Origin of the sequence: Pedobacter ghigonis (assembly GCF_903166585.1) — a bacterium.
Lineage (GTDB): Bacteria > Bacteroidota > Bacteroidia > Sphingobacteriales > Sphingobacteriaceae > Pedobacter > Pedobacter ghigonis.
Map to the genome: position 1 here is coordinate 49,937 of NZ_CAESCM010000010.1, position 19,633 is coordinate 69,569.

The 19,633-nt window shown below is 39.6% G+C and carries 17 protein-coding genes; 10 read left to right on the forward strand and 7 right to left on the reverse strand.

Going from position 1 to position 19,633, the window contains the following annotated elements; genetic code table 11:
- Positions 1-3 precede the first annotated feature (3 nt).
- The 3 genes from porK to HWV58_RS15020 form a co-directional block, all read right to left on the reverse strand.
- Entirely contained in the window at positions 4-1,329 is a 1,326-nt protein-coding gene (gene porK / locus HWV58_RS15010) for a T9SS ring complex lipoprotein PorK/GldK (protein WP_175634882.1), read from the reverse strand.
- Between the two features lie 226 nt (positions 1,330-1,555).
- Positions 1,556-2,326 carry a uroporphyrinogen-III synthase gene (locus HWV58_RS15015; protein ID WP_039471348.1) on the reverse strand — a complete coding sequence of 257 codons (771 nt, stop codon included), beginning with the start codon at positions 2,324-2,326 and terminating at the stop codon, positions 1,556-1,558.
- 14 nt (positions 2,327-2,340) lie between these two features.
- Positions 2,341-3,246 (reverse strand): DUF4271 domain-containing protein, encoded by a 906-nt coding sequence (locus HWV58_RS15020; RefSeq protein WP_235972738.1) that lies wholly within the window; start codon positions 3,244-3,246, stop codon positions 2,341-2,343.
- 169 nt (positions 3,247-3,415) lie between these two features.
- Between HWV58_RS15020 and hemW the strand changes: the two genes are divergently transcribed.
- The 6 genes from hemW to HWV58_RS15050 all read left to right on the forward strand — a co-directional run bounded on the left by hemW (position 3,416) and on the right by HWV58_RS15050 (position 9,128).
- Positions 3,416-4,546 (forward strand): radical SAM family heme chaperone HemW, encoded by a 1,131-nt coding sequence (gene hemW / locus HWV58_RS15025; RefSeq protein WP_175634884.1) that lies wholly within the window; start codon positions 3,416-3,418, stop codon positions 4,544-4,546.
- A 101-nt stretch (positions 4,547-4,647) separates the two neighbouring features.
- Positions 4,648-5,430 (forward strand): SDR family oxidoreductase, encoded by a 783-nt coding sequence (locus HWV58_RS15030; RefSeq protein WP_175634885.1) that lies wholly within the window; start codon positions 4,648-4,650, stop codon positions 5,428-5,430.
- Positions 5,431-5,648: 218 nt separating this feature from the next.
- Positions 5,649-6,200, forward strand: a complete 552-nt coding sequence (locus tag HWV58_RS15035; protein WP_175634886.1) for a fasciclin domain-containing protein — start codon at positions 5,649-5,651, stop codon at positions 6,198-6,200.
- 428 nt (positions 6,201-6,628) lie between these two features.
- Positions 6,629-7,414 (forward strand): DUF3050 domain-containing protein, encoded by a 786-nt coding sequence (locus HWV58_RS15040; protein WP_175634887.1) that lies wholly within the window; start codon positions 6,629-6,631, stop codon positions 7,412-7,414.
- A 127-nt stretch (positions 7,415-7,541) separates the two neighbouring features.
- On the forward strand, positions 7,542-8,420 hold the full coding sequence (locus HWV58_RS15045) for a cupin-like domain-containing protein (RefSeq protein WP_039471330.1): 879 nt from the start codon (positions 7,542-7,544) through the stop codon (positions 8,418-8,420).
- 93 nt (positions 8,421-8,513) lie between these two features.
- Positions 8,514-9,128 carry a sugar O-acetyltransferase gene (locus HWV58_RS15050; RefSeq protein ID WP_175634888.1) on the forward strand — a complete coding sequence of 205 codons (615 nt, stop codon included), beginning with the start codon at positions 8,514-8,516 and terminating at the stop codon, positions 9,126-9,128.
- 118 nt (positions 9,129-9,246) lie between these two features.
- Here HWV58_RS15050 and HWV58_RS15055 read toward each other — a convergent pair whose 3' ends face one another.
- Positions 9,247-9,672 carry a YybH family protein gene (locus HWV58_RS15055; protein WP_175634889.1) on the reverse strand — a complete coding sequence of 142 codons (426 nt, stop codon included), beginning with the start codon at positions 9,670-9,672 and terminating at the stop codon, positions 9,247-9,249.
- Between the two features lie 93 nt (positions 9,673-9,765).
- Between HWV58_RS15055 and HWV58_RS15060 the strand changes: the two genes are divergently transcribed.
- The 4 genes from HWV58_RS15060 (at position 9,766) to HWV58_RS15075 (ending at position 14,976) form a co-directional block, all read left to right on the forward strand.
- Positions 9,766-10,644: a carbohydrate kinase family protein gene (locus HWV58_RS15060; RefSeq protein ID WP_175634890.1), complete on the forward strand. Its 879-nt coding sequence runs from the start codon at positions 9,766-9,768 to the stop codon at positions 10,642-10,644.
- Positions 10,645-10,893: 249 nt separating this feature from the next.
- Positions 10,894-11,991 carry a vWA domain-containing protein gene (locus HWV58_RS15065; RefSeq protein WP_090765315.1) on the forward strand — a complete coding sequence of 366 codons (1,098 nt, stop codon included), beginning with the start codon at positions 10,894-10,896 and terminating at the stop codon, positions 11,989-11,991.
- Positions 11,992-12,153: 162 nt separating this feature from the next.
- Positions 12,154-13,641 carry a sigma 54-interacting transcriptional regulator gene (locus tag HWV58_RS15070; protein WP_175634891.1) on the forward strand — a complete coding sequence of 496 codons (1,488 nt, stop codon included), beginning with the start codon at positions 12,154-12,156 and terminating at the stop codon, positions 13,639-13,641.
- A gap of 78 nt (positions 13,642-13,719) precedes the next feature.
- Positions 13,720-14,976, forward strand: coding sequence for a metallophosphoesterase (locus HWV58_RS15075; protein WP_175634892.1), 1,257 nt, complete (start codon positions 13,720-13,722; stop codon positions 14,974-14,976).
- A gap of 84 nt (positions 14,977-15,060) precedes the next feature.
- Here the strand turns inward: HWV58_RS15075 and HWV58_RS15080 are convergent, their stop codons facing one another.
- The 3 genes from HWV58_RS15080 to HWV58_RS15090 all read right to left on the reverse strand — a co-directional run bounded on the left by HWV58_RS15080 (position 15,061) and on the right by HWV58_RS15090 (position 19,615).
- Positions 15,061-15,750: a response regulator transcription factor gene (locus HWV58_RS15080; protein ID WP_124560592.1), complete on the reverse strand. Its 690-nt coding sequence runs from the start codon at positions 15,748-15,750 to the stop codon at positions 15,061-15,063.
- Between the two features lie 331 nt (positions 15,751-16,081).
- Positions 16,082-17,755, reverse strand: coding sequence for a sensor histidine kinase (locus tag HWV58_RS15085; RefSeq protein ID WP_175634893.1), 1,674 nt, complete (start codon positions 17,753-17,755; stop codon positions 16,082-16,084).
- 3 nt (positions 17,756-17,758) lie between these two features.
- Positions 17,759-19,615, reverse strand: coding sequence for a S9 family peptidase (locus HWV58_RS15090; RefSeq protein ID WP_235972739.1), 1,857 nt, complete (start codon positions 19,613-19,615; stop codon positions 17,759-17,761).
- Between the last annotated feature and the right edge of the window lie 18 nt (positions 19,616-19,633).

Below are 19,633 nucleotides of genomic sequence, written 5' to 3' on the forward strand. Positions count from 1 at the left end.
GGTTTAATGTCTTAAGTCGGTACCTGGGTAAGATGAAACGCATCTGAAACCAATATACGATCTTTGGGTATCCTGATATTCGTATGTTGCTACAGCATTCTGTAAAAAGTAACCTGTATCTTTCCACGAACCACCTTTTACTACCTTACGTTTTTTGTATTTGCTGTCGGTAGCACCTGCATCGTAAGTAAAGTTGGGGTTCAAATCGTGCAATAACGGACTAGCGCCTTTATTGTATGCAGTAATGGTCCACTCTGATACGTTCCCGGCCATGTTATAAAGACCGTAATCGTTAGGGAAATAAGATCTTACACCTACAGTATAAATACCACCATCGCTCGAGTAATCGCCACGACCTGGTTTAAAGTTGGCTTGTAAACATCCTTTTGTATTTCTGATATATGGACCTCCCCAAGGGTATTTGGTTTTGGTGTTACCGCCTCTGGCCGCATATTCAAATTCTGTTTCTGCTGGTAATCTGTAATCAGAGCGCGATCCTACAGGCAATTTACGGGCTGTAGCTACGCCATCATACAATTTGGTTCTCCAGTGAGAGAAAGCTTTTGCCTGCTCCCAGCTTACGCCAACTACCGGATAATCATCGTAGGAAGGGTGATTGTAATAACCGCGAACCATTGGGTCGTTCTGTGAATAAGAATAGTCGGTTTTCCAAACCATGGTATCAGGGTAAATAGCAACGGTAAAACGGTCTATATAATCCTGACGTTTGCTGTTTGGATCTTTATGCCCTAAAGCAGCTTTTTCCATATTTAACTCTGCGTAGGTGTACTCAAACTTACGCACATCAAATTCTTTCTTACCAGGAAGTGCATCCAAGCCCGAATAGTACATACCATCTAACTGGCTCGCCTGTGCTCCTGCTCCACCTCTTCCCCGGTTTTTCCAGATATTGGCACCATTTGGTCCAACCTTTCTCCAGTCGATAAATCTATCGCCACCAACGGCTGCAGCTGCATTTCCCCTTGGTGTCATCATAAACTGTTGTGGGTTGCCCATCATGGCAATGGCAATCGAATCGCGTACCCAGTTGGTAAACTGACGATATTCTGCGTTCGAAATTTCGGTCTGATCCATGAAGAATGCACTGATGGTTACCATCCTGCTCGGGCCATTCTGAGAGAACGTAATATCCTCATCAGACCCTCCCAGTGGCGTATGCCCTGGCGGTATATATACCATTCCTAACGGGATTCTATCGTTTTTAAATTTCCGGTTATAAGCACCAACAAGCTCGCCCTGGCCACCGTGACCGCAACTCGCTAACATTAATGATATACCTACAATAGTTAGAAGGTAAATTTTCTTCATATTTTTTATAGTGTGCTAAGCACGATAAGGGAGCAATTTTATCAAAAATCACTGAAATTATCAACAAAAGCAAATATTTTACATTAAATCATTGCGCAAAGGCAATTAAAGTTAGACTAACAGTTTACCCGCACCTAATCTTTATTGCACAAAAAATGCGTAACTCTCTTAATAACAGCAAAGTTACGCATTTATTGTACTGACTTAAAATAAATTATTAAACGTATTATTTATTAGATATTTTGATATAGTTCTCAATAGCCATAGTCATAGATGGAACACCTGGAGTTGGTGCAGCAATATCTACAATAAGATCCATATCGGTACAGGCCTTACTGGTGTTGGTACCAAAGGCTGCAATCCGGGTATTATTCTGCTTAAAATCGGGGAAATTTTTAAACAACGACTGAATACTTGACGGGCTGAAAAAGGCGATAACGTCGTAAAACACCTCTGCAAGGTCAGACAAATCACTTACCACTGTTCTAAACAAAACAGCAGGGGTAAAGTTATAGCCGCTTTTCTCCAAAAACTTCATGGTATCCTCAGTAGCCACATCAGAACAAGGGTATAAAAACTTCTCGTTTGCGTGTTTCTTAAGCACTTCAGCCAAATCAGCTGCAGTTTGCTTGCCAAAAAAGATCTTACGTTTTCTGTACTGGATATACTTTTGAAGATAGAGTGCAATGGTTTCAGACAGACAGAAATATTTCAATTCTGCCGGTACTTCGTAACGCATTTCTTCACATATCCTGAAAAAATGATCTGCTGCATTGCGGCTGGTAAAAATTACCGCGGTGAAATCGGCCAGGTTAACTTTATCCTTCCTAAAGTCTCTGGCAGGTACGCCTTCAACATGGATGAATGACCTAAAATCGACTTTTAGGTTGTGCTTTTTAGCCAAATCGTAATAAGGAGATTTTTCAGTTTCAGGTTTTGGTAAAGTAACCAAAATACTTTTTACTTTGCGGATTCTAGAGTCGTTCTTTTCTTGCATTTTCCTTTTTCCTGCTACAGCCCTATCGTTTTAATTAGTATTAGGATAGGACATATTTCGAGGGCGCAAAAGTACAAAATTAAATGCATTCTAGAAAACTTATTGTTAGAAAGTATCGTTATGCCCGCCCTTAACAGTTGAAATGCAAAAATGATGCCTAACAGTAAGAATGCCAACCCAATATACACTTCGCCGTATTTAAGCGGAGTGAGTGCAAATGCAATTACAAGGGGGATAAATAGCAGCGAAGCATTGAAATAACTGAGGTATAAAATAGAGATATATTCGCCCACAGGTTTTTGTACGTTAAACAGATAGCCTAAAAAACGCAGAATAACCAGTTTCAATGCATAAAAAACAATAATCGTTATGGATATGCTAAAGAAAAATTTAAAGCCATCTTTAGCCTGGTACATATCGTTCCACTGGGCTACCAGAAAAAAGAACATACCAAATACAAAGCCAAACTGCACAAAAAGCAGCAAAAAAGGCCAGGAACTAAACAGGTTATCTTCCTTGTTGATATTATTTAAAATCCTGTTGCTAAAAAACGATTGTACAATAGCCGATAACTGCTTATAAAATGCATTTTTTAAAATGGCAAAAATAATGAGCATGCCAAAAATAAAGCCCAACAAGCCCAGGTTTCCTTTAGGTATTTTGGTACCCAGCTGGTATGGGTTTGCCTTTTTCTTAAGGTGCTGGTATTTTTTTTGCCAGGCCAGTAAATCCAGCTTTGGAAAAAGATATTCCTTTTCGATGGTATCTGTCAGCGCGTTTTTATTAATCTGACTATCAGCCAATACCCAGGTATGACGCATAACAGAATCGGTTACAAAGCGCTGCCTGGCCAATGTAGCCGAATCGGGCCGGTATCGCTTGTACTGAACCGGAATTACAGCGGTGCTATCTGTTTGCACAGGAATTTGCTGCGCTGCAAGAAAATTTGCAGAACATAAAAACACGAACAAAATGAAAATGAATCTCGGCATGCTGTAAATCAAAACTTAAAAATGCAAAAGTAGTCGAATAATCATTGTTTACCTAAAGAAAATAAATGGATTTAGAATATGCTGTATCTTTGCAGCAATGTCTGGTATTTATATTCATATTCCCTTTTGTAAAAAGGCCTGTCACTATTGCGACTTTCATTTTAGCACTTCATTAAAGTATGCCGATGAAATGGTTGAAGCGATTTGTAAGGAAATTAAAATGAAAAAGGATCGGATTAGCGGACAGGTAGGCAGCATTTATCTGGGTGGTGGAACGCCTTCCATCCTATCACAACAGGCACTGCAAAAGATTTTTGACACCATTAACCATACCTTTTCGGTTGATGCTGGTGCAGAAATCACCATCGAAACCAACCCTGATGATTTAACCAGCCAGAAGCTGAAAGAACTAAAACAGCTGCCTGTTAACCGCTTTAGCGTAGGCATACAATCATTTTTTGATGAAGACCTGATTTGGATGAACCGTGCACACAAAGCCATGGAAGCTGAAGATTGTATCAGGAGAAGCCAGGATGCAGGATTCGAAAACCTAACGCTCGATCTGATTTATGGATATCCTTTACTGACCGATCAAAAGTGGTTGAGTAACATCCAAAAAGCCATCGAATTGGAAGTGCCTCATATTTCAGCCTATGCTTTAACCGTTGAGCCGAGAACAGCTTTGGCACACGCCATTAAAAACAAAAAGCAGGCTCCCGTTAGCGATAACCAAAGTGCCTCCCAATTTGTGATTTTAATGGAAAAACTGGTTAAAGCCGGATTTGAACATTACGAAATTTCTAATTTTGCCAAACCCGGCCACTATGCGGTGCACAACACCAATTATTGGAGAGGTGTTGATTATATTGGCATTGGGCCTTCGGCACATGGTTTTGACGGACAGAACCGCTACATGAACCCTGCAAACAACGCTTTGTTTATAGCAACCCTGGCCGATAACAAACTACCGGAAATTATAGAAGAGCTGAGCCTGAACGATAGGTTTAATGAGTACATGATGACCTCGTTACGAACCATGTGGGGAACAGACCTCGAAAAAATAAGCACCGATTTTGGGAAAGATTTTTTAGAAGAAACCCAATACAACCTTAAAAATTTCGACGACAAGGACTGGCTGGTAAGAGATGGCGCAAAAATTCGTTTAACCGAAACAGGAAAGCTCTTTGCCGACCATATTGCTTCGGAGTTATTTATAGTAGAAAATTAAGGATAGAATGACCAGATTTCGAATGATTGAATGCTAAACATTACCCTATCAACCAGTAAATCAATCTCTAATCCAATAACTTGATCATTAATTAAAAATATATGTCGAAAATTGTATGGATCACAGGCGCATCATCCGGTATTGGCGAAGCCCTGGTTTACGAATATTTTAAAGCTGGCAATAAACTGATTATTTCAGGAAGAAACCGCGATGAACTTTTCCGCGTTAAAGGAAACTGCCAAAACTCGTTTAACATGCATGTTTTACCATTCGATTTAAGCGAAACCGAAACTTTGGAAAGTAAAGCTGCCGATGCCATTCGCATTTTTGGAAAGATTGATTTACTGATTAATAGTGGTGGCGTGAGTCAGCGGAGTTTAGCGCTGGAAACCAACCTGCAAACTGAACAGCAGATTATGAATACCAATTTTTGGGGAACTGTTGTACTAAGCAAGGCGGTTTTACCATTGATGATCGCCAACGGCGGCGGACAAATTGTAGTAATAAGCAGTTTGGTTGGCAAATTTGGCACAAAATTCCGTTCTACATACGCCGCTTCCAAACACGCACTTCATGGCTATTTCGATTCGCTCCGGTCGGAAGTTTATGATCAGAACATCGATATTACGATTATCTGCCCTGGCTTTATAAAAACGCAGGTTACTTACAATGCGCTTACTGCTGATGGACAACCCTTAAATAAAATGGGCGATGCGCACGAAAATGCGATGAGCCCTGTTGATTGTGCCAAACAAATTACAGAAGCCGTACGCAATAAAAAAGAAGAAGTTTATATAGGTGGTAAAGAAACCAAAGCCGTGCTGTTAAAACGTTTTTTTCCTAAGTTTTTTTCAAAAAAAATAAGGACAGCCAAAGTAAATTAAGGATAAGCTTTTAGGTTAGTTTCTGATTTAAAAAAGATACCATAAGCTCTGTAAGTTTTAAACGTCCGGAGTTTTCCCAACAGCATTCCAATCCTAAAAACAATAAATTAAATAACTAAAAATCAATCAATTAAACTTTTATTTTCATTTCTAAAAACCAAGTATCTGTAAACCATCGTACATGGAATCAAACAACAGAAACTTAAAAAATAGAAATAATGAAAAACTTAATCTTATCCGTATTTGCTGTTATCATGATAGCTTTTACAACACAAGTTTACGCTCAAAAAAATCCGATGGTTGGCGGAGCAGCAATGTACCCTACTAAAGATATCGTAGATAATGCAGTGAATTCTAAAGACCACACCACTTTGGTTGCGGCGGTTAAAGCGGCTGGCCTGGTAGAGACTTTAAAAAGCGCTGGCCCTTTTACTGTTTTTGCACCAACAAATGAAGCTTTTGAAAAACTTCCTGCCGGCACGGTAGAAACTTTGGTAAAACCAGAAAACAAAGCAACACTTACCGGCATCTTAACTTACCATGTTGTTGCAGGTAAAATGGATAGCAAAGCCATTGCAAAAGCAATTAAAGCAGGTGGTGGCAAAGCAGAGCTAACAACAGTTCAGGGTGGCAAACTTTGGGCCTGGATGGATGGTAAAAAACTGGTTCTAAAAGACGAAAAAGGCGGTATGAGCACAGTAACCATTGCCGATGTTTATCAAAAAAATGGCGTTATACACGTAGTTGATACCGTTTTAATGCCTAAATAGTATTTATAAATCCTTATGACCTACATTAAACGATCTGGCTACGTTCAGATCGTTTTTGTTATAAAAAACCATTACACACTGTTTAACGTATATCGTTTAAATCGAAAGATATCCTTATTAACATGCTCACGTTCCGTGTGATTTCAAAATTAACGTTCTTGCCCAATAGTAAGAGCGTTTTTTTATTCAAATCTGGTTTCGAGAATAAGCAAGGCATGTTTAATTAGCATACCACTAATGCTTGAAAATTATGGCTTATAAATGACTGGGTACAGTCAAAAAATGCCAGCTGACTACAGCAAAAGCTTGTATAACTTAACCTTACAGCGTAAATTTGCGGGCTTTAAACAGAGTAAAAAGAATAACAATAAACGATTAAAACAGGATGATGGAGTTTATACTCAAAACTCCGGAGCCCCCATTCAGATATGCATCCAAATATTATAAAAATACAAGAAAAAATTGAGCCTTTAAGACAGGAAATAATTAACCATAAAGTGTACACCGCCATAAGCGAGCTCGAAGAGCTGCAGATTTTTATGGAGCACCATATTTTTGCAGTGTGGGATTTTATGTCGCTGCTTAAAGCTTTACAGATTAATTTAACTTGTACAACCTTACCCTGGTTTCCCGTTGGCGATCCGGTTACGAGGCAGTTGATTAATGAAATTGTAGCCGGCGAAGAATCGGATGTAGATGCAGATGGCAAGATCAAAAGTCATTTCGAGCTTTATTTAGATGCCATGGAACAATGTGGTGCCGATACTAAACCTATAAACACATTTATAAGTGCATTGCAAAACGGTAAAAGTTTTGACGAAGCTTTCGAAATTGCCGAAGTACCTTTGGCAGCACGAGATTTCGTTAATGCAACATTCGAAACCATAAACAGTGGTCAAACACATTTGCAGGCTGCAAGTTTTACCTTCGGTCGCGAAGACCTGATTCCGAACATGTTTTTTAGCATGGTTAACGATTTGAACAGCTCCCAGCCCGACCAGGTTTCCATTTTTAAATACTATCTGGAACGTCATATCGAAGTAGATGGCGACCACCACAGCCATTTAGCCCTATCTATGACCGAGAAGTTATGCGAAAAAGACGAAGCTTTTTGGGAACAGGCAGAAACTACAACCAAACAAGCCCTGCAGAAAAGAATCGATCTCTGGAATGCAGCCTATACCGAAATAGTTAAACAGAAAGTGGAAGCTTAGTTATTAAATTGTTAACTATTTACTAATTTAGATTACGTGATTTTAGTCACATTTACTTGCGGACATCAATTTTCTAAAATAAAATTTACACATTTGTTGTTCGGCACAAATAACCGATTTTAAGCGCATGAGTTTCATTTTAAAACCTGTTGACATCGTTGAGAGCATTACTCCCGAAGATTTTAAGAAAAATTACCTGAAAACTAAACGTCCGTTAGTAATCAGGGGCCTTACTAAAGACTGGCCTGCTAGAGAAAAATGGACAACTGAATATTTAAAAGAAATTGGCGGCGACCTGGAAGTTCCGCTTTACGATAACTCTAAAGCTGACCCATCGAAACCGATTAACGCAGCTACTGCACACATGAAATTTGGCGATTACCTTGATCTAATTAAGCGTGAGCCAACCGAGTTGAGAATTTTCTTTTTCAACCTGTTTAAAAAAGTGCCAAGCCTGATTAACGATATTAAAATCCCTAAAGATTTAATGGGTGGCTTTATTGAAAGCATGCCTGCTATGTTTTTTGGGGGTTCAAATTCGGTAACATTCCTGCACTACGATATCGATTTACCACATATTTTCCATACGCATTTTGGAGGCAGAAAGCACATTATCCTATTCGATTACAAGTGGAAAGACAGGTTATATTGCCTGCCAAACGCCACTTATGCACTCGAAGATTATGATGTTGCCAACCCTGATTTCAAAAAATTCCCTGCTTTAAATGGCGTTGAAGGATACGAAGTTTTCTTAGAACATGGCGATACTTTGTTTATGCCAACGGGCATGTGGCACTGGATGAAATATGTTGACGGATCGTTCTCTTTAAGTTTACGCGCCTGGGACCAATCGATTAGCCGTAAAGTGGCCAGCGTTTGGAGCTTGTTTACCCACGGAGCAATAGATAGCTTAATTAAAATGACTTTCAAAGAAAAATACGCTCATTGGAGAGAGAAAAAGGCAGTTAAAATTGCCGAAAGGGCTTTAGCCAAAGGCAGACCATAAAGTACTGATAATTAAAATACAGCGGGGCATCGTTTACGACAGCCCCGTTTTTGTTATTATTGCGTTCAAAACTTCATTATCATTCAGAATCAGATGGAAAACAATATACTTACCGAAAAACAAAAAATGCTGGCTGGAAAGGCCTATCAGGCAGGCGATGCGGAACTGGCAAAAGAAAGATTAAAAGCCAGGGAAATTGTTTTCGAATTTAACAACCTTGCTCCTAAATTCATCAAACAGCGCAAAGAGCTGCTAAAAAGGTTATTCGGCAAAACCGAAAAGATGTTTTATGTAGAACCTCCTTTCCGTTGCGATTATGGTTACAACATCGAAATTGGCGATAACTTTTACGCCAACTTTAACCTGGTAATTTTAGATTGTGCAAAAGTTAGTATTGGCAACAATGTGTTTATAGCACCAAACGTAGCCATTTATACTGCCGGTCACCCCATACACGCACACCTGCGTGATCAGGAGTACGAATGGGCGCAGGAAATTGCCATTGGCAACAGCGTTTGGATTGGTGGCAATGTGGTAATTAATCCGGGAGTAAAAATTGGTTCGAATGTGGTAATTGGCTCAGGCAGTATTGTTACCAGAGATATCCCCGATAATGTTTTTGCAGCAGGCAATCCCTGCAGGGTTATCCGCCAGTTAACAGATGCCGACAATGATTTCTATTATAAAGATTTTAAATTGGGGGAATAAACAACCATCGTCCCCGTTTGCAACGGGAAAAGGCGGGAAGGGCGATTTTATCGCCCTCAATTAAATCACATCAATTCCCTCTTCCATTTTCCATCATCCATCTCCCATCATCCATCCTTTAACTGCTATGATCTGCAACAACCTTCCACTCCCCTTTTATCTTTTTAATAAGTAGTGTAAAATAGCCTTTCAGCTCATCTTTTTCACGTTTCACATTCCAGCTGCCCAATACAAAAGCCAAATCAGATTTTAAAAAATCAACTTTTTTAATGCCGAACACCAAATACCCCATGGCTGATTTATCTGGATAGCCCTTTTTGTAATTATCGAGCGTTTTTTGCCAGCCGTATGTTGGTCCGCTTTTACCTACAAATAGCAAGCTGTCAGACTTTTCGTAGCCTTCCATAAAGGCTTCTACATCGCCTTTATTCCAATCGGTACGTTGTTTCTCCAGTAAATTAAGTATAGCCTGCTTATCTTTTGCATTTTGGGCAAAGCTTCCGAACGAAATTAACAGCAGTAAAGCAAGAAGTATTTTTTTCATGTTTTAGGATAATTGGGTAAAACTTAAAGATAGGAAACAAATTATTTTGTTCCACCGCTAAAAATTGTTTCTTTACATTTTATAAAATCACCTATGCAAAATAAAGTAATTACAATTGGCGAAATACTTTGGGATGTTTTTCCAGAGGGGAAGAAAGCCGGCGGTTCGAGTATGAATGTTGCGCTTAACCTGCATAAACAAAATATAACGAGCAGTTTTATCAGCGCAGTTGGTAACGACGATAATGGCCGCGAATTACTGGATTTTTTAAACAGCAATCATTTTGCAACAAACCTGATTCAGGTAAATACCGAATTACCTACCAGTACCGTTGTGGTACAGCTCGATGCCAACCACCAAGCCACCTACACCATCAAACAACCTGTTGCCTGGGATGATATCCAGCTAACCGACGAAAATATTGCAGCAGTAAAACAGGCCGATGCGCTGGTATATTGCAGTTTAACCTGTCGCGATGAACGCTCTAAAAAAGCCATTATAGGCTTACTGGAAAATGCTAAAACAAAAATTTTCGATATCAACCTGAGAAGCCCCTTTTACGAAAAAGCTTTAATTGGCGATCTTTTAAACCATGCCAATATTTTAAAAATAAACGAGGATGAAATTGTTTGGGTAAAAAATACTTTCGGCTTAACCGGTAATACCGACGAACAACTGCTGAAACAACTTGCACGCCAATTTAATATCGATATCATCTGCCTAACGCTGGGCAACAATGGAGCCTGTATTTTAAAAGACGGAAAGCTGTTTAAACACCCGGGATACAAAGTACAGGTTGCCGATACCGTTGGTGCAGGCGATGCTTTTCTGGCTACCTTTATTGCCTGTTACCTGCAAGGCTACCCCATGGAAACTACCCTGGATAATGCCTGTAAAGTTGGGGCTTTCGTTGCTTCGCAGGTTGGAGCCAACCCCGATTACAATAAAAAGATTTACCACATGGCGCTTTAATTTTTTTAAGACCTTATAGGTTTCAAAACCTATAAGGTCTGCCTATACCATCGTTCTCGTTTGTAACGAGGATGAATGAGAAAAGCGATTTTATAGCTGTATGTTATTTCCGTTATGTGCATTACAAATGCAACTGCTTTCTGCTTTGGTCTTTCCGCTTTGGTCTTTCAGCTCCACTCAAATATGACACCCCGCTTAAATTAATACAAAGCGAAACTTTTATCTTCGATAATCCGTTTATAAAAGCACATGAGAGGTTTTCGTTTTTCTGATTACAAGCCCGGCGATACGCCCAAAGGTGGCTTTGATGAATTGCTAAAATTATTTAGCGAACTGCTGAATTATACAGCAGGTGATGCAGCCGAGGCCCTAAGCTGGTTAAATGAACTTGATAAGCAATATAAGCTTACCAATAACGATTATGGTATCGGTAATTTTATAGATGATTTAAAAGATAAAGGCTATCTCACCGAAGACAACCAATCGGGAGAATTTAAAATTACCGCCAAAACCGAACAAACTATTCGCAAATCGGCCCTTGATGAAATTTTCGGGAAACTGAAAAAAAGTGGCCGGGGCAACCACAACAGTAACCAATCGGGCATTGGCGAAGAAAAAAATGCCGACAGACGAGAATATAATTTTGGCGACAGCTTAGATCAGATCGATATGACTGCTTCTATTCAAAATGCACAAATTAACCATGGCATTAATGATTTTACCCTCACCGACCGCGATCTGGAGGTAGAAGAAAAAGATTTCAAAACCTTAACTTCTACTGTACTGATGATTGATATTTCGCACTCGATGATTTTGTACGGCGAAGACCGGATTACCCCTGCAAAAAAAGTAGCCATGGCCCTGGCCGAACTTATTAAAACGAAATATCCTAAAGATACTTTGGACATTGTGGTTTTTGGTAATGATGCCTGGCCCATAACCGTAAAAGATTTACCTTATTTACAAGTTGGTCCCTACCATACCAATACCTATGCCGGATTAGAACTTGCGGCAGATTTGCTCCGCAGAAGGAAAACACACAACAAACAGATTTTCATGATTACCGATGGTAAACCTACCTGTTTGAAAGAAAATGGCAAGTATTACAAAAATAGCATGGGACTGGACCGCAAAGTAATTAACAAAACGTTAAACATGGCCGCGCAGTGCAAGCGCTTAAGGATCCCGATTACGACTTTTATGATTGCCAAAGATCCTTACCTGCAGCAGTTTGTACGCCAATTTACCGAAATAAACGGCGGCCGGGCTTTTTACAGCTCATTAAATGGCTTAGGCGAATACATTTTTGAAGATTACATTAAAAACAGAAGAAAAACAGTTAAATAAGGTAGAAGGTATTAAGGCAGAGGGTTTAAAATAAAACCCATCGCCAATGCTACCTAATCAACCATAAAAACATTAAAAAGGGATAGATTTATGGAAGTTGTTTGTTCACTTTACAAACCTTATACCTTAAACACTGAACCTTAGACCCATTTAAACCAAAAAATGCAAAATACTACATTAGGCCAGTTAAAGGCTACCACTTATAAATCAAGAAGCGTTAAGGAAGAATTAAGGGAAAACCTGATTAAAGTTCTCCGTGATAAGAAAACCGAATTTGAAGGTATTATTGGTTATGATGAAACGGTAATCCCCGAGTTACAGACGGCCATTCTATCGCGCCACAATATTTTACTTCTGGGCTTACGTGGGCAAGCCAAAACACGCATTGCCCGTTTAATGGTTAATTTATTGGATGAGTATGTACCCTACGTAGCCGGAAGCGAAATTTTCGACGATCCGCTGAACCCGATTTCATGGTATGCAAAAAATGAAATTGCCACCAAAGGTGATGCCACAGAAATTGCCTGGTTACACCGCAGCGAACGTTATACCGAAAAGCTGGCTACACCTGATGTTACCGTAGCCGATTTAATTGGCGATATTGACCCTATAAAAGCAGCCACGCTGAAACTAACCTACAATGATGAAAGAGTTATCCACTTTGGCTTAATTCCGCGCGCACACCGCAGCATTTTCGTAATCAACGAACTGCCCGATTTACAGGCACGTATCCAGGTAGCCTTATTTAACATGCTGCAGGAAAAAGATATTCAGATTCGCGGTTTTAAATTGCGTTTGCCTTTAGATATCCAGTTTGTATTTACTGCAAACCCTGAAGATTACACCAACCGTGGAAGCATTGTTACCCCATTGAAAGACAGGATAGAAAGTCAGATTTTAACCCACTACCCAAAAAGCATCGAAATTTCGCGCAAAATTACTTTCCAGGAAGCCAAATTAACTACAGAACAAAAAGCCAGTATCGAAGCCGATGGTTTGCTAAAAGATTTAATTGAGCAAATTGCTTTCGAGGCTCGTAAAAGTGAGTACATCGACCAGAAATCGGGCGTATCGGCCAGGTTAACCATTTCGGCTTATGAAAATTTAATCAGTACCGCCGAAAGAAGGATGCTGATCTCGGGCGAAAAAAATGCTTTTGTGCGTTTATCAGATTTAGCGGGTATTATCCCGGCCATAACCGGTAAAATAGAGCTGGTGTACGAAGGCGAACTGGAAGGACCGGCACATGTAGCCACTACCTTAATCGGCAAAGCAGTTAAAACTTTATTTGCACGTTATTTCCCTGACCCTGAAAAAGCTAAAAAAAGCAAAACAGCCAATCCTTATACCGAAATAACCGAATGGTTTACTGAAGGCAATAATGTAGATTTAACAGATCTTTTAACCAGTGTTCAATACAAAAAAGCATTGATGCTGGTGCCCGGCTTATACGATACGGTTAAAAAATTCCATCCCAAGTTAAGCGAAAACCAAACCTTGTTGTTAATGGAGTTTGTATTGCATGGCTTAGCCGAATACTCTCAGCTGAGTAAAAATTACTTAACCGGTGGCTTTGGCTTTAGCGATATGTTTGGCAGTTTATTTAATGCCGAATTTGATGAGGAAGAAGATGAAGACGATTTCAGATAATAAAACATTATAATTTCTTTAATTTAGGCAGGCGAAATACCTGCCTTTTTGTTTAATAAATTACTCAACTCACCAGAAATGGGAAGATTACCTTTTATCATTGCCGCCTGCATTTTTATTATCGCTTTTGATATTTATTGTTTCAAAGCCATTACATCTGTTTTTAACAAATGGAAACCCAACACTAAAAAAGTATTTGCCATTGCATACTGGGGCTATAGCGCCTTATTGATTTTTGGCGTTTTTTGTGGCATTTACCTCAATTTGTTTCTAACCCTACGTGCAATCATTCTGGTTTCTTTCTTTTTAACAGTAGCCTGCAAACTGGCCATGCTGCCCTTCCTCGTGCTCGATGATTTGCGCAGGTTATGGATTAAGCTAAGCAGAAAAAAAACAACCACAGCTGCACCTGTAACAGCTACAAGCACTCACGAAGACGATAAAATTTCGCGTTCGGCGTTTTTGGTTAAAGCCGGACTGGTTACCGCCGCAGTTCCCTTAACTTCTTTAAGCTGGGGCATTATTTCCGGTGCATACGATTATCAGGTAAGAAGGGTGAATTTAGTATTGCCTAACCTGCCAAAAGCTTTCGACGGCATTACCCTGGGGCAGATTTCAGATATCCACTCGGGAAGTTTCTATAATAAAACTGCTGTAAAAGGCGGTGTAGAAATGCTGCTGGGCGAGAAACCCGATTTCATCTTTTTCACAGGCGATTTGGTAAACAACCTCACCAACGAAGTACGCGATTACCAGGATATTTTCTCGAAAGTAAAAGCACCACTGGGCGTTTATTCATCGCTCGGGAACCACGATTATGGCGACTATTTTTTTGGCAAGGAATCATCGCCAGCTAAGGTAAAAAACCTGAAAGATATGGTTGATGTGCACAAAATTATGGGTTACGACCTGCTGATGAACGATAACCGCAGGTTAAAGGTTGATGGCGAAGAAATCGGAATTTTAGGGGTCGAAAACTGGGGCATGGGTCGTTTCCCGAAATATGGTAAAATGGAACTCGCAGTTAAAAACACCGACGACTTACCTGTAAAACTATTACTGAGCCACGATCCTTCTCACTGGCGCGGCGAGGTGTTGCAAAAATATCCGCAAATTGATGCCATGTTTAGTGGTCATACGCACGGCATGCAGTTTGGCTTAAGGTTTAAAGAAATTCAATGGAGCCCTATACAATACATTTATAAAGAATGGGCAGGCTTATACCAGGAACAACACCAGCAACTTTACGTTAACGTAGGTTATGGCTTTTTAGGGTATCCGGGCAGAGTTGGAATACTACCTGAGATTACAATTTTTACGTTGAAACGAGCGTAGTTAAAAATGATTGAATGATTGAATGAATGTTTTGAGCAAAAGCCAATCCATTCATTCAATCATTCTCTCATTCAATAATTACTCCTATCCCGCGTTAAACCGGTAACCTACTCCCCTTACGGTTTGTAATAACTGCGGATTATCGGGATTTAATTCTATTTTCTTACGCAGGCGCACAATGTGCATATCAAGCGTTCTGGTATTAACATCAGAGTTATAACCCCAAACTACCAGCATCAGCTCATCGCGGTTAATTACCTTACCCGGATTACGCAAGAAGTACAATAAAATACGGTTCTCCAATATGGTTAACTCAATTTTCTTTCCATCCCTAAACAAGGTGTGGATATTCGGGTGATGTTCCATATTACCAAAACGGTGAATTTCGGCGGTATCTTTATTCACAATAAATTTCACCTTACTCTCCAGCATGGCTACCAAAACATCCATGTTAAAAGGTTTGGTAATGTAATCAGATGCACCAAAATTATAGGCATCAATCTTGTCTACATCCTGCGCTTTGGCAGTCATCATAATGATCAGGTTTTCGAAACCCTGTTTACGGACATGCTCGCAAACTTCGGCTCCTTGTTTACCCGGCATCATCCAGTCCAATAAAACAATATCAGGCTGATCAGCCAAAATCATCCTTTCACCTGCATCGCCATCATTTGCCTCTAGCACAGTATATCCCTCGGCCTTTAAGCGGTGGGCTACAAGAAAGCGAAGATTTTCATCATCTTCTACGATTAATATTTTTACTTCTTTAGACATTTATATATGTGTTTACATTGTATGTTGAAAGGCTACCACGTTGAAATGTTTCGGCGCTACTACCTTTAACTTTATTTATTGTTTTATCTGTTGTTTTAATGTTGAAACGCTGTAATGTCTGAAGGTTAAACCCAAAGTTCCAACATTCCAACCTTTAAACTTTCCAACCGCTTTCTTTAATGTTGAAACGCTGTAATGTTTGAAGGTTAAACCCAACGTTTTAACATTCCAACCTTTAAACTTTTCAACCTCGTTTTAATGTTGCAACGCTGTAATGTTTGATGGTTAAATCAACGTTCTAACATTCCAACCTTTAAACTTCCAACCTTCTCTAACTATTAAAAGGCAGCACGATTTTAAATTCTGTACCACTGCCTACTTTACTTTTAACAGAGATTTCTCCCTCCATAAAGTTAACCAGTTCTTTGCAAAATGCCAAACCCAGGCCTACACTACCCATTTGGTTATATTCGTTCTGGATGCGGAAAAATTTCTTAAATATATTGTTTAATTCTGATGCTGCTATTCCAATCCCTTTATCCGCAAACCTGAAAACCAGCACGCCTTTAATCAACTTGGCACTAATATGGAGTTTCTTCTGATCGGGCTTAGAATATTTATAGGCATTCTCGGCCAGGTTATCGAACAAACTCCCTAACAACACCGGATCGGTTATAAAGGTTTTAAAGCCTACCACTTCGTAGGTGATCTTAAAATCGGGATGTTTAAGTGTGTGCGACTCTATGGTGCTTTCAATAAAATCGACAATATTAACTTCCTCCTGGTTTAATTTTATTGCCTTATTCTCAATCTGGGTAAAAGCCAGCAGCTTGTTCATTAAACCGTTAAGCTTGTCTGCTTCTTCATCCAGTATTTTACCATACAACTGTTGTTCCCGCTGGCTCAATGCCTGAGCGCTTTTAATGTTGTTACCCGCAATCTTAATCACACTAACCGGTGTTTTAAATTCGTGTGTAAGGTTATTCACAAAATCGTACTGCAACTTAAACATTTTGCTGTTGATGTTCAGGTTACGGTAAATTAAAAAAGCAACCAGCAACAGTACGCCATACACCAGTAAAAGCACCAGGGCAATTGGCATAAAATAAATAAAAATCTCCTTTTTGATGTAAGATTTAGACGAAACAAAGTACAGTTTAAAATCAGAAAATGCACCAGGTAGTGCAATCTCAGTATTCATATTTTCTTCCGAATTGTCAATTGGATCGTAAGTAAGCGGCACAATGCTGATGTGCTGATAAAGCAAAGGCCGTGTATTTACAATTTTGATATGATGTGCATCGAGCTTAAAAACCAATACATCCTGCTGGTAAACCGGAGAAGGATTTAACTTACGCTTCATCATCTCCTTGTATACTTTCAGGTCCTCGCGACGCGGAATATTCAGGTAGGTAATTTTATTCTCACTCGAATTAACCACCGAAAAATTGGTAAAAAGTTCTTCCTGTGTAGGTACGGCAGCGGTATCTAACCGATCTACAAAAGTAGCCAGTTTATAAGCCATGGCATTAAAATCATCGCCAACGTTAAAAGAGGTGGGATCTTCTTCCGAGTAAACTTTTACCGAATCGGGGCTGATTCCTTTTCCAAACTGATAAATGGATTTCGGACCAATACCCAGATAGTTGGCGTTGATACCATCTCTTACCGGCGCTACTTTTACCTCGGTATCGTAAAAAGTAACGCGCGAAATAAACGGGTACTTTAACACTACCGTATCTACAAACTTCGAAGCAGTAGAAGAATCTAAATAGCCGCTATAATAAGATATTTCGGGCATTTTGTTCTGAAAGAAATCGTTATAGGGCTTAATGCTCTGCTCCAGTACGTTTACTTTCTCAGAAACAAAATCATTTTCTATCGATTTTTTACTGTAGTTAAAAGCCAGGAAAAGTGATAAGATAAAGAGGATTGAAATGAGTACAATAAAGGTTACCCCCAGTGAAAAGTTTTTACGGTAACCGCTTTTTTTATCTAAAGCCATGCCCTATTTCTTACCCAGGTTTTCTTGTAAAAATTCTTCCAAAGCCTTGTACAAAGCGGTTCTTCCCTGCTGGCGTATTACCGGGTTAGGGCCTTCTTCCTTTTCGATATAAGTAACCTGAACATTGCGTTTTTTAAGTTCTTTAATAAACTGCACCCCTTCGGCTACGTTTACACTTGGATCCTTGGGGTTTTGCGCAATAAAAATAGGCGATTTAAACCGGTCGGCATGGAAAACAGGCGATGCAAAACGCATGTAATCTGTTTCAGTAACCGGATTGCCTACAATTTCGTAATACATCTGTAATTTAGCTTTTAAAAACGGCGGGAAGGTTTTCAGGTAACTAAACAGGTTAATTACACCAGAGTTCGATCCTCCGCATTTATAAAGATCGGGATTTTTATACAAACAATTTAAGGCAATATAGCCCCCAAAACCATTACCATAAATAGCAATGCGTTGTGGGTTGGCAATTTTCTGTGCAATGAGCCATCTGGCCCCGTCGTTTACATCGTTTTGTATTTTATCGCCCCATTCTTTAAAACCAGCCGCATAAAATGATTTGCCATAGCCGGTAGATCCGCGGTAGTTTACCTGTAAAACGGCATAACCACAATTGGCCAAAAACTGCACCTCGGCATTATAGCCCCAGCTGTTGCGGGCTTTTGGTCCGTTATGCGGAAAAACTACAACAGGCAAATTAACTGCTTTTTTACCTTTCGGCAGGGTTAAATAACCGTTAATGGTTAAACCATCGCTGCTTTTAAAACTGATGGGCTTCATGGCACTCATGTCCTCCGGTTTAATAGCAGGACTTACGTCAGTCAGTTTTTTTAAGTTATTATCTGCAGCGGTGTACAAATAATAGGAACCTGGGTTTTTATCGGTAAAAGTGCGGATTACAAATACTTTATCTGTTCTATCCTTATCGGCTATAATCCACTCGGTACCTGGTAAAAGCTGGTCTATTTTTGAATAAGCCAGTTTTGTACTATCATCAAGATAATATTTCTCTCTCTTCCAGTTTTCGTAAGTAGCAAAAAGCATTTTTTTCCTGAAACGCGAGTAAGTAGCATCTACAACGTTTAAAGTATCGTCGGCAAAAAGTACCCGTTTTTCTTTTCCGGTAAGTAAATCAAGTTCTACCAGTGCATTTTTATCGCGGTTAACACTAGAAATGGCAAATAAGCCATGCGATTTGGTTTCTGAAAAGGCAACCGGCTGTAAAGTAGTTTCGAAGTTATTGGTAATTACCGGCTTGAAAGACTTACCGGCATTTTCGCGGTACATTAAGGTTTCATTTACCCCATCACTGGCAATGGCAAGCATCAGCTCACCTCGGCAATCGGTCATCCAGCGACTAAAATTACCTGGATTCTCAGCCAGCATATCCATTTCACCATTACGCACATTTAAGCGGTAAACATCAAAAAGGGTCGAATCGCGCTTATTTGAAGAAACGATAATGTATTTATCATCAATCAACTGATCTTCAATTACCCTTAGCCTGCTTTTTTCGTTAGTGTACAACTGTACCTGCTTGCTGCCATCTTTGTTAATGACAAACAAATCAGACCTGCGTTCTTTCGATTCGTCTTCGGTATAGTAAATCAGTTCGTTATTGCTGGTCCAAAAGTGAAAACTTATGCTCTTATCGTTCAGGTGGGTAAGCTGCACACTGTTTCCAGTAGTCAGATCTTCGGCAAAAAGCTCCAGTTTTTTGTTCTGCAATTTTAAGTACGACAGGCTCTTCCCATCAGGCGAAATGCGGTAGTAGGCTTTATCCTGTGTTTTAAAAAAATCATCCACAGGTATAGTACTGTCATTCTTCCCTTTGCAGGCAAAAATAAACGCAACCATTAACAATAGAAAAACCCT

Excerpts from the sequence above, each read along its gene's own strand:
- porK (WP_175634882.1), bottom strand. The coding sequence starts at position 1,329 with ATGAAGAAAATTTACCTTCTAACTATTGTAGGTATATCATTAATGTTA.
- HWV58_RS15015 (WP_039471348.1), bottom strand. The coding sequence starts at position 2,326 with ATGCAAGAAAAGAACGACTCTAGAATCCGCAAAGTAAAAAGTATTTTG.
- hemW (WP_175634884.1), top strand. The coding sequence starts at position 3,416 with ATGTCTGGTATTTATATTCATATTCCCTTTTGTAAAAAGGCCTGTCAC.
- HWV58_RS15030 (WP_175634885.1), top strand. The coding sequence starts at position 4,648 with ATGTCGAAAATTGTATGGATCACAGGCGCATCATCCGGTATTGGCGAA.
- HWV58_RS15035 (WP_175634886.1), top strand. The coding sequence starts at position 5,649 with ATGAAAAACTTAATCTTATCCGTATTTGCTGTTATCATGATAGCTTTT.
- HWV58_RS15040 (WP_175634887.1), top strand. The coding sequence starts at position 6,629 with ATGCATCCAAATATTATAAAAATACAAGAAAAAATTGAGCCTTTAAGA.
- HWV58_RS15045 (WP_039471330.1), top strand. The coding sequence starts at position 7,542 with ATGAGTTTCATTTTAAAACCTGTTGACATCGTTGAGAGCATTACTCCC.
- HWV58_RS15050 (WP_175634888.1), top strand. The coding sequence starts at position 8,514 with ATGGAAAACAATATACTTACCGAAAAACAAAAAATGCTGGCTGGAAAG.
- HWV58_RS15055 (WP_175634889.1), bottom strand. The coding sequence starts at position 9,672 with ATGAAAAAAATACTTCTTGCTTTACTGCTGTTAATTTCGTTCGGAAGC.
- HWV58_RS15060 (WP_175634890.1), top strand. The coding sequence starts at position 9,766 with ATGCAAAATAAAGTAATTACAATTGGCGAAATACTTTGGGATGTTTTT.
- HWV58_RS15065 (WP_090765315.1), top strand. The coding sequence starts at position 10,894 with ATGAGAGGTTTTCGTTTTTCTGATTACAAGCCCGGCGATACGCCCAAA.
- HWV58_RS15070 (WP_175634891.1), top strand. The coding sequence starts at position 12,154 with ATGCAAAATACTACATTAGGCCAGTTAAAGGCTACCACTTATAAATCA.
- HWV58_RS15075 (WP_175634892.1), top strand. The coding sequence starts at position 13,720 with ATGGGAAGATTACCTTTTATCATTGCCGCCTGCATTTTTATTATCGCT.
- HWV58_RS15080 (WP_124560592.1), bottom strand. The coding sequence starts at position 15,750 with ATGTCTAAAGAAGTAAAAATATTAATCGTAGAAGATGATGAAAATCTT.
- HWV58_RS15085 (WP_175634893.1), bottom strand. The coding sequence starts at position 17,755 with ATGGCTTTAGATAAAAAAAGCGGTTACCGTAAAAACTTTTCACTGGGG.
- HWV58_RS15090 (WP_235972739.1), bottom strand. The coding sequence starts at position 19,615 with ATGGTTGCGTTTATTTTTGCCTGCAAAGGGAAGAATGACAGTACTATA.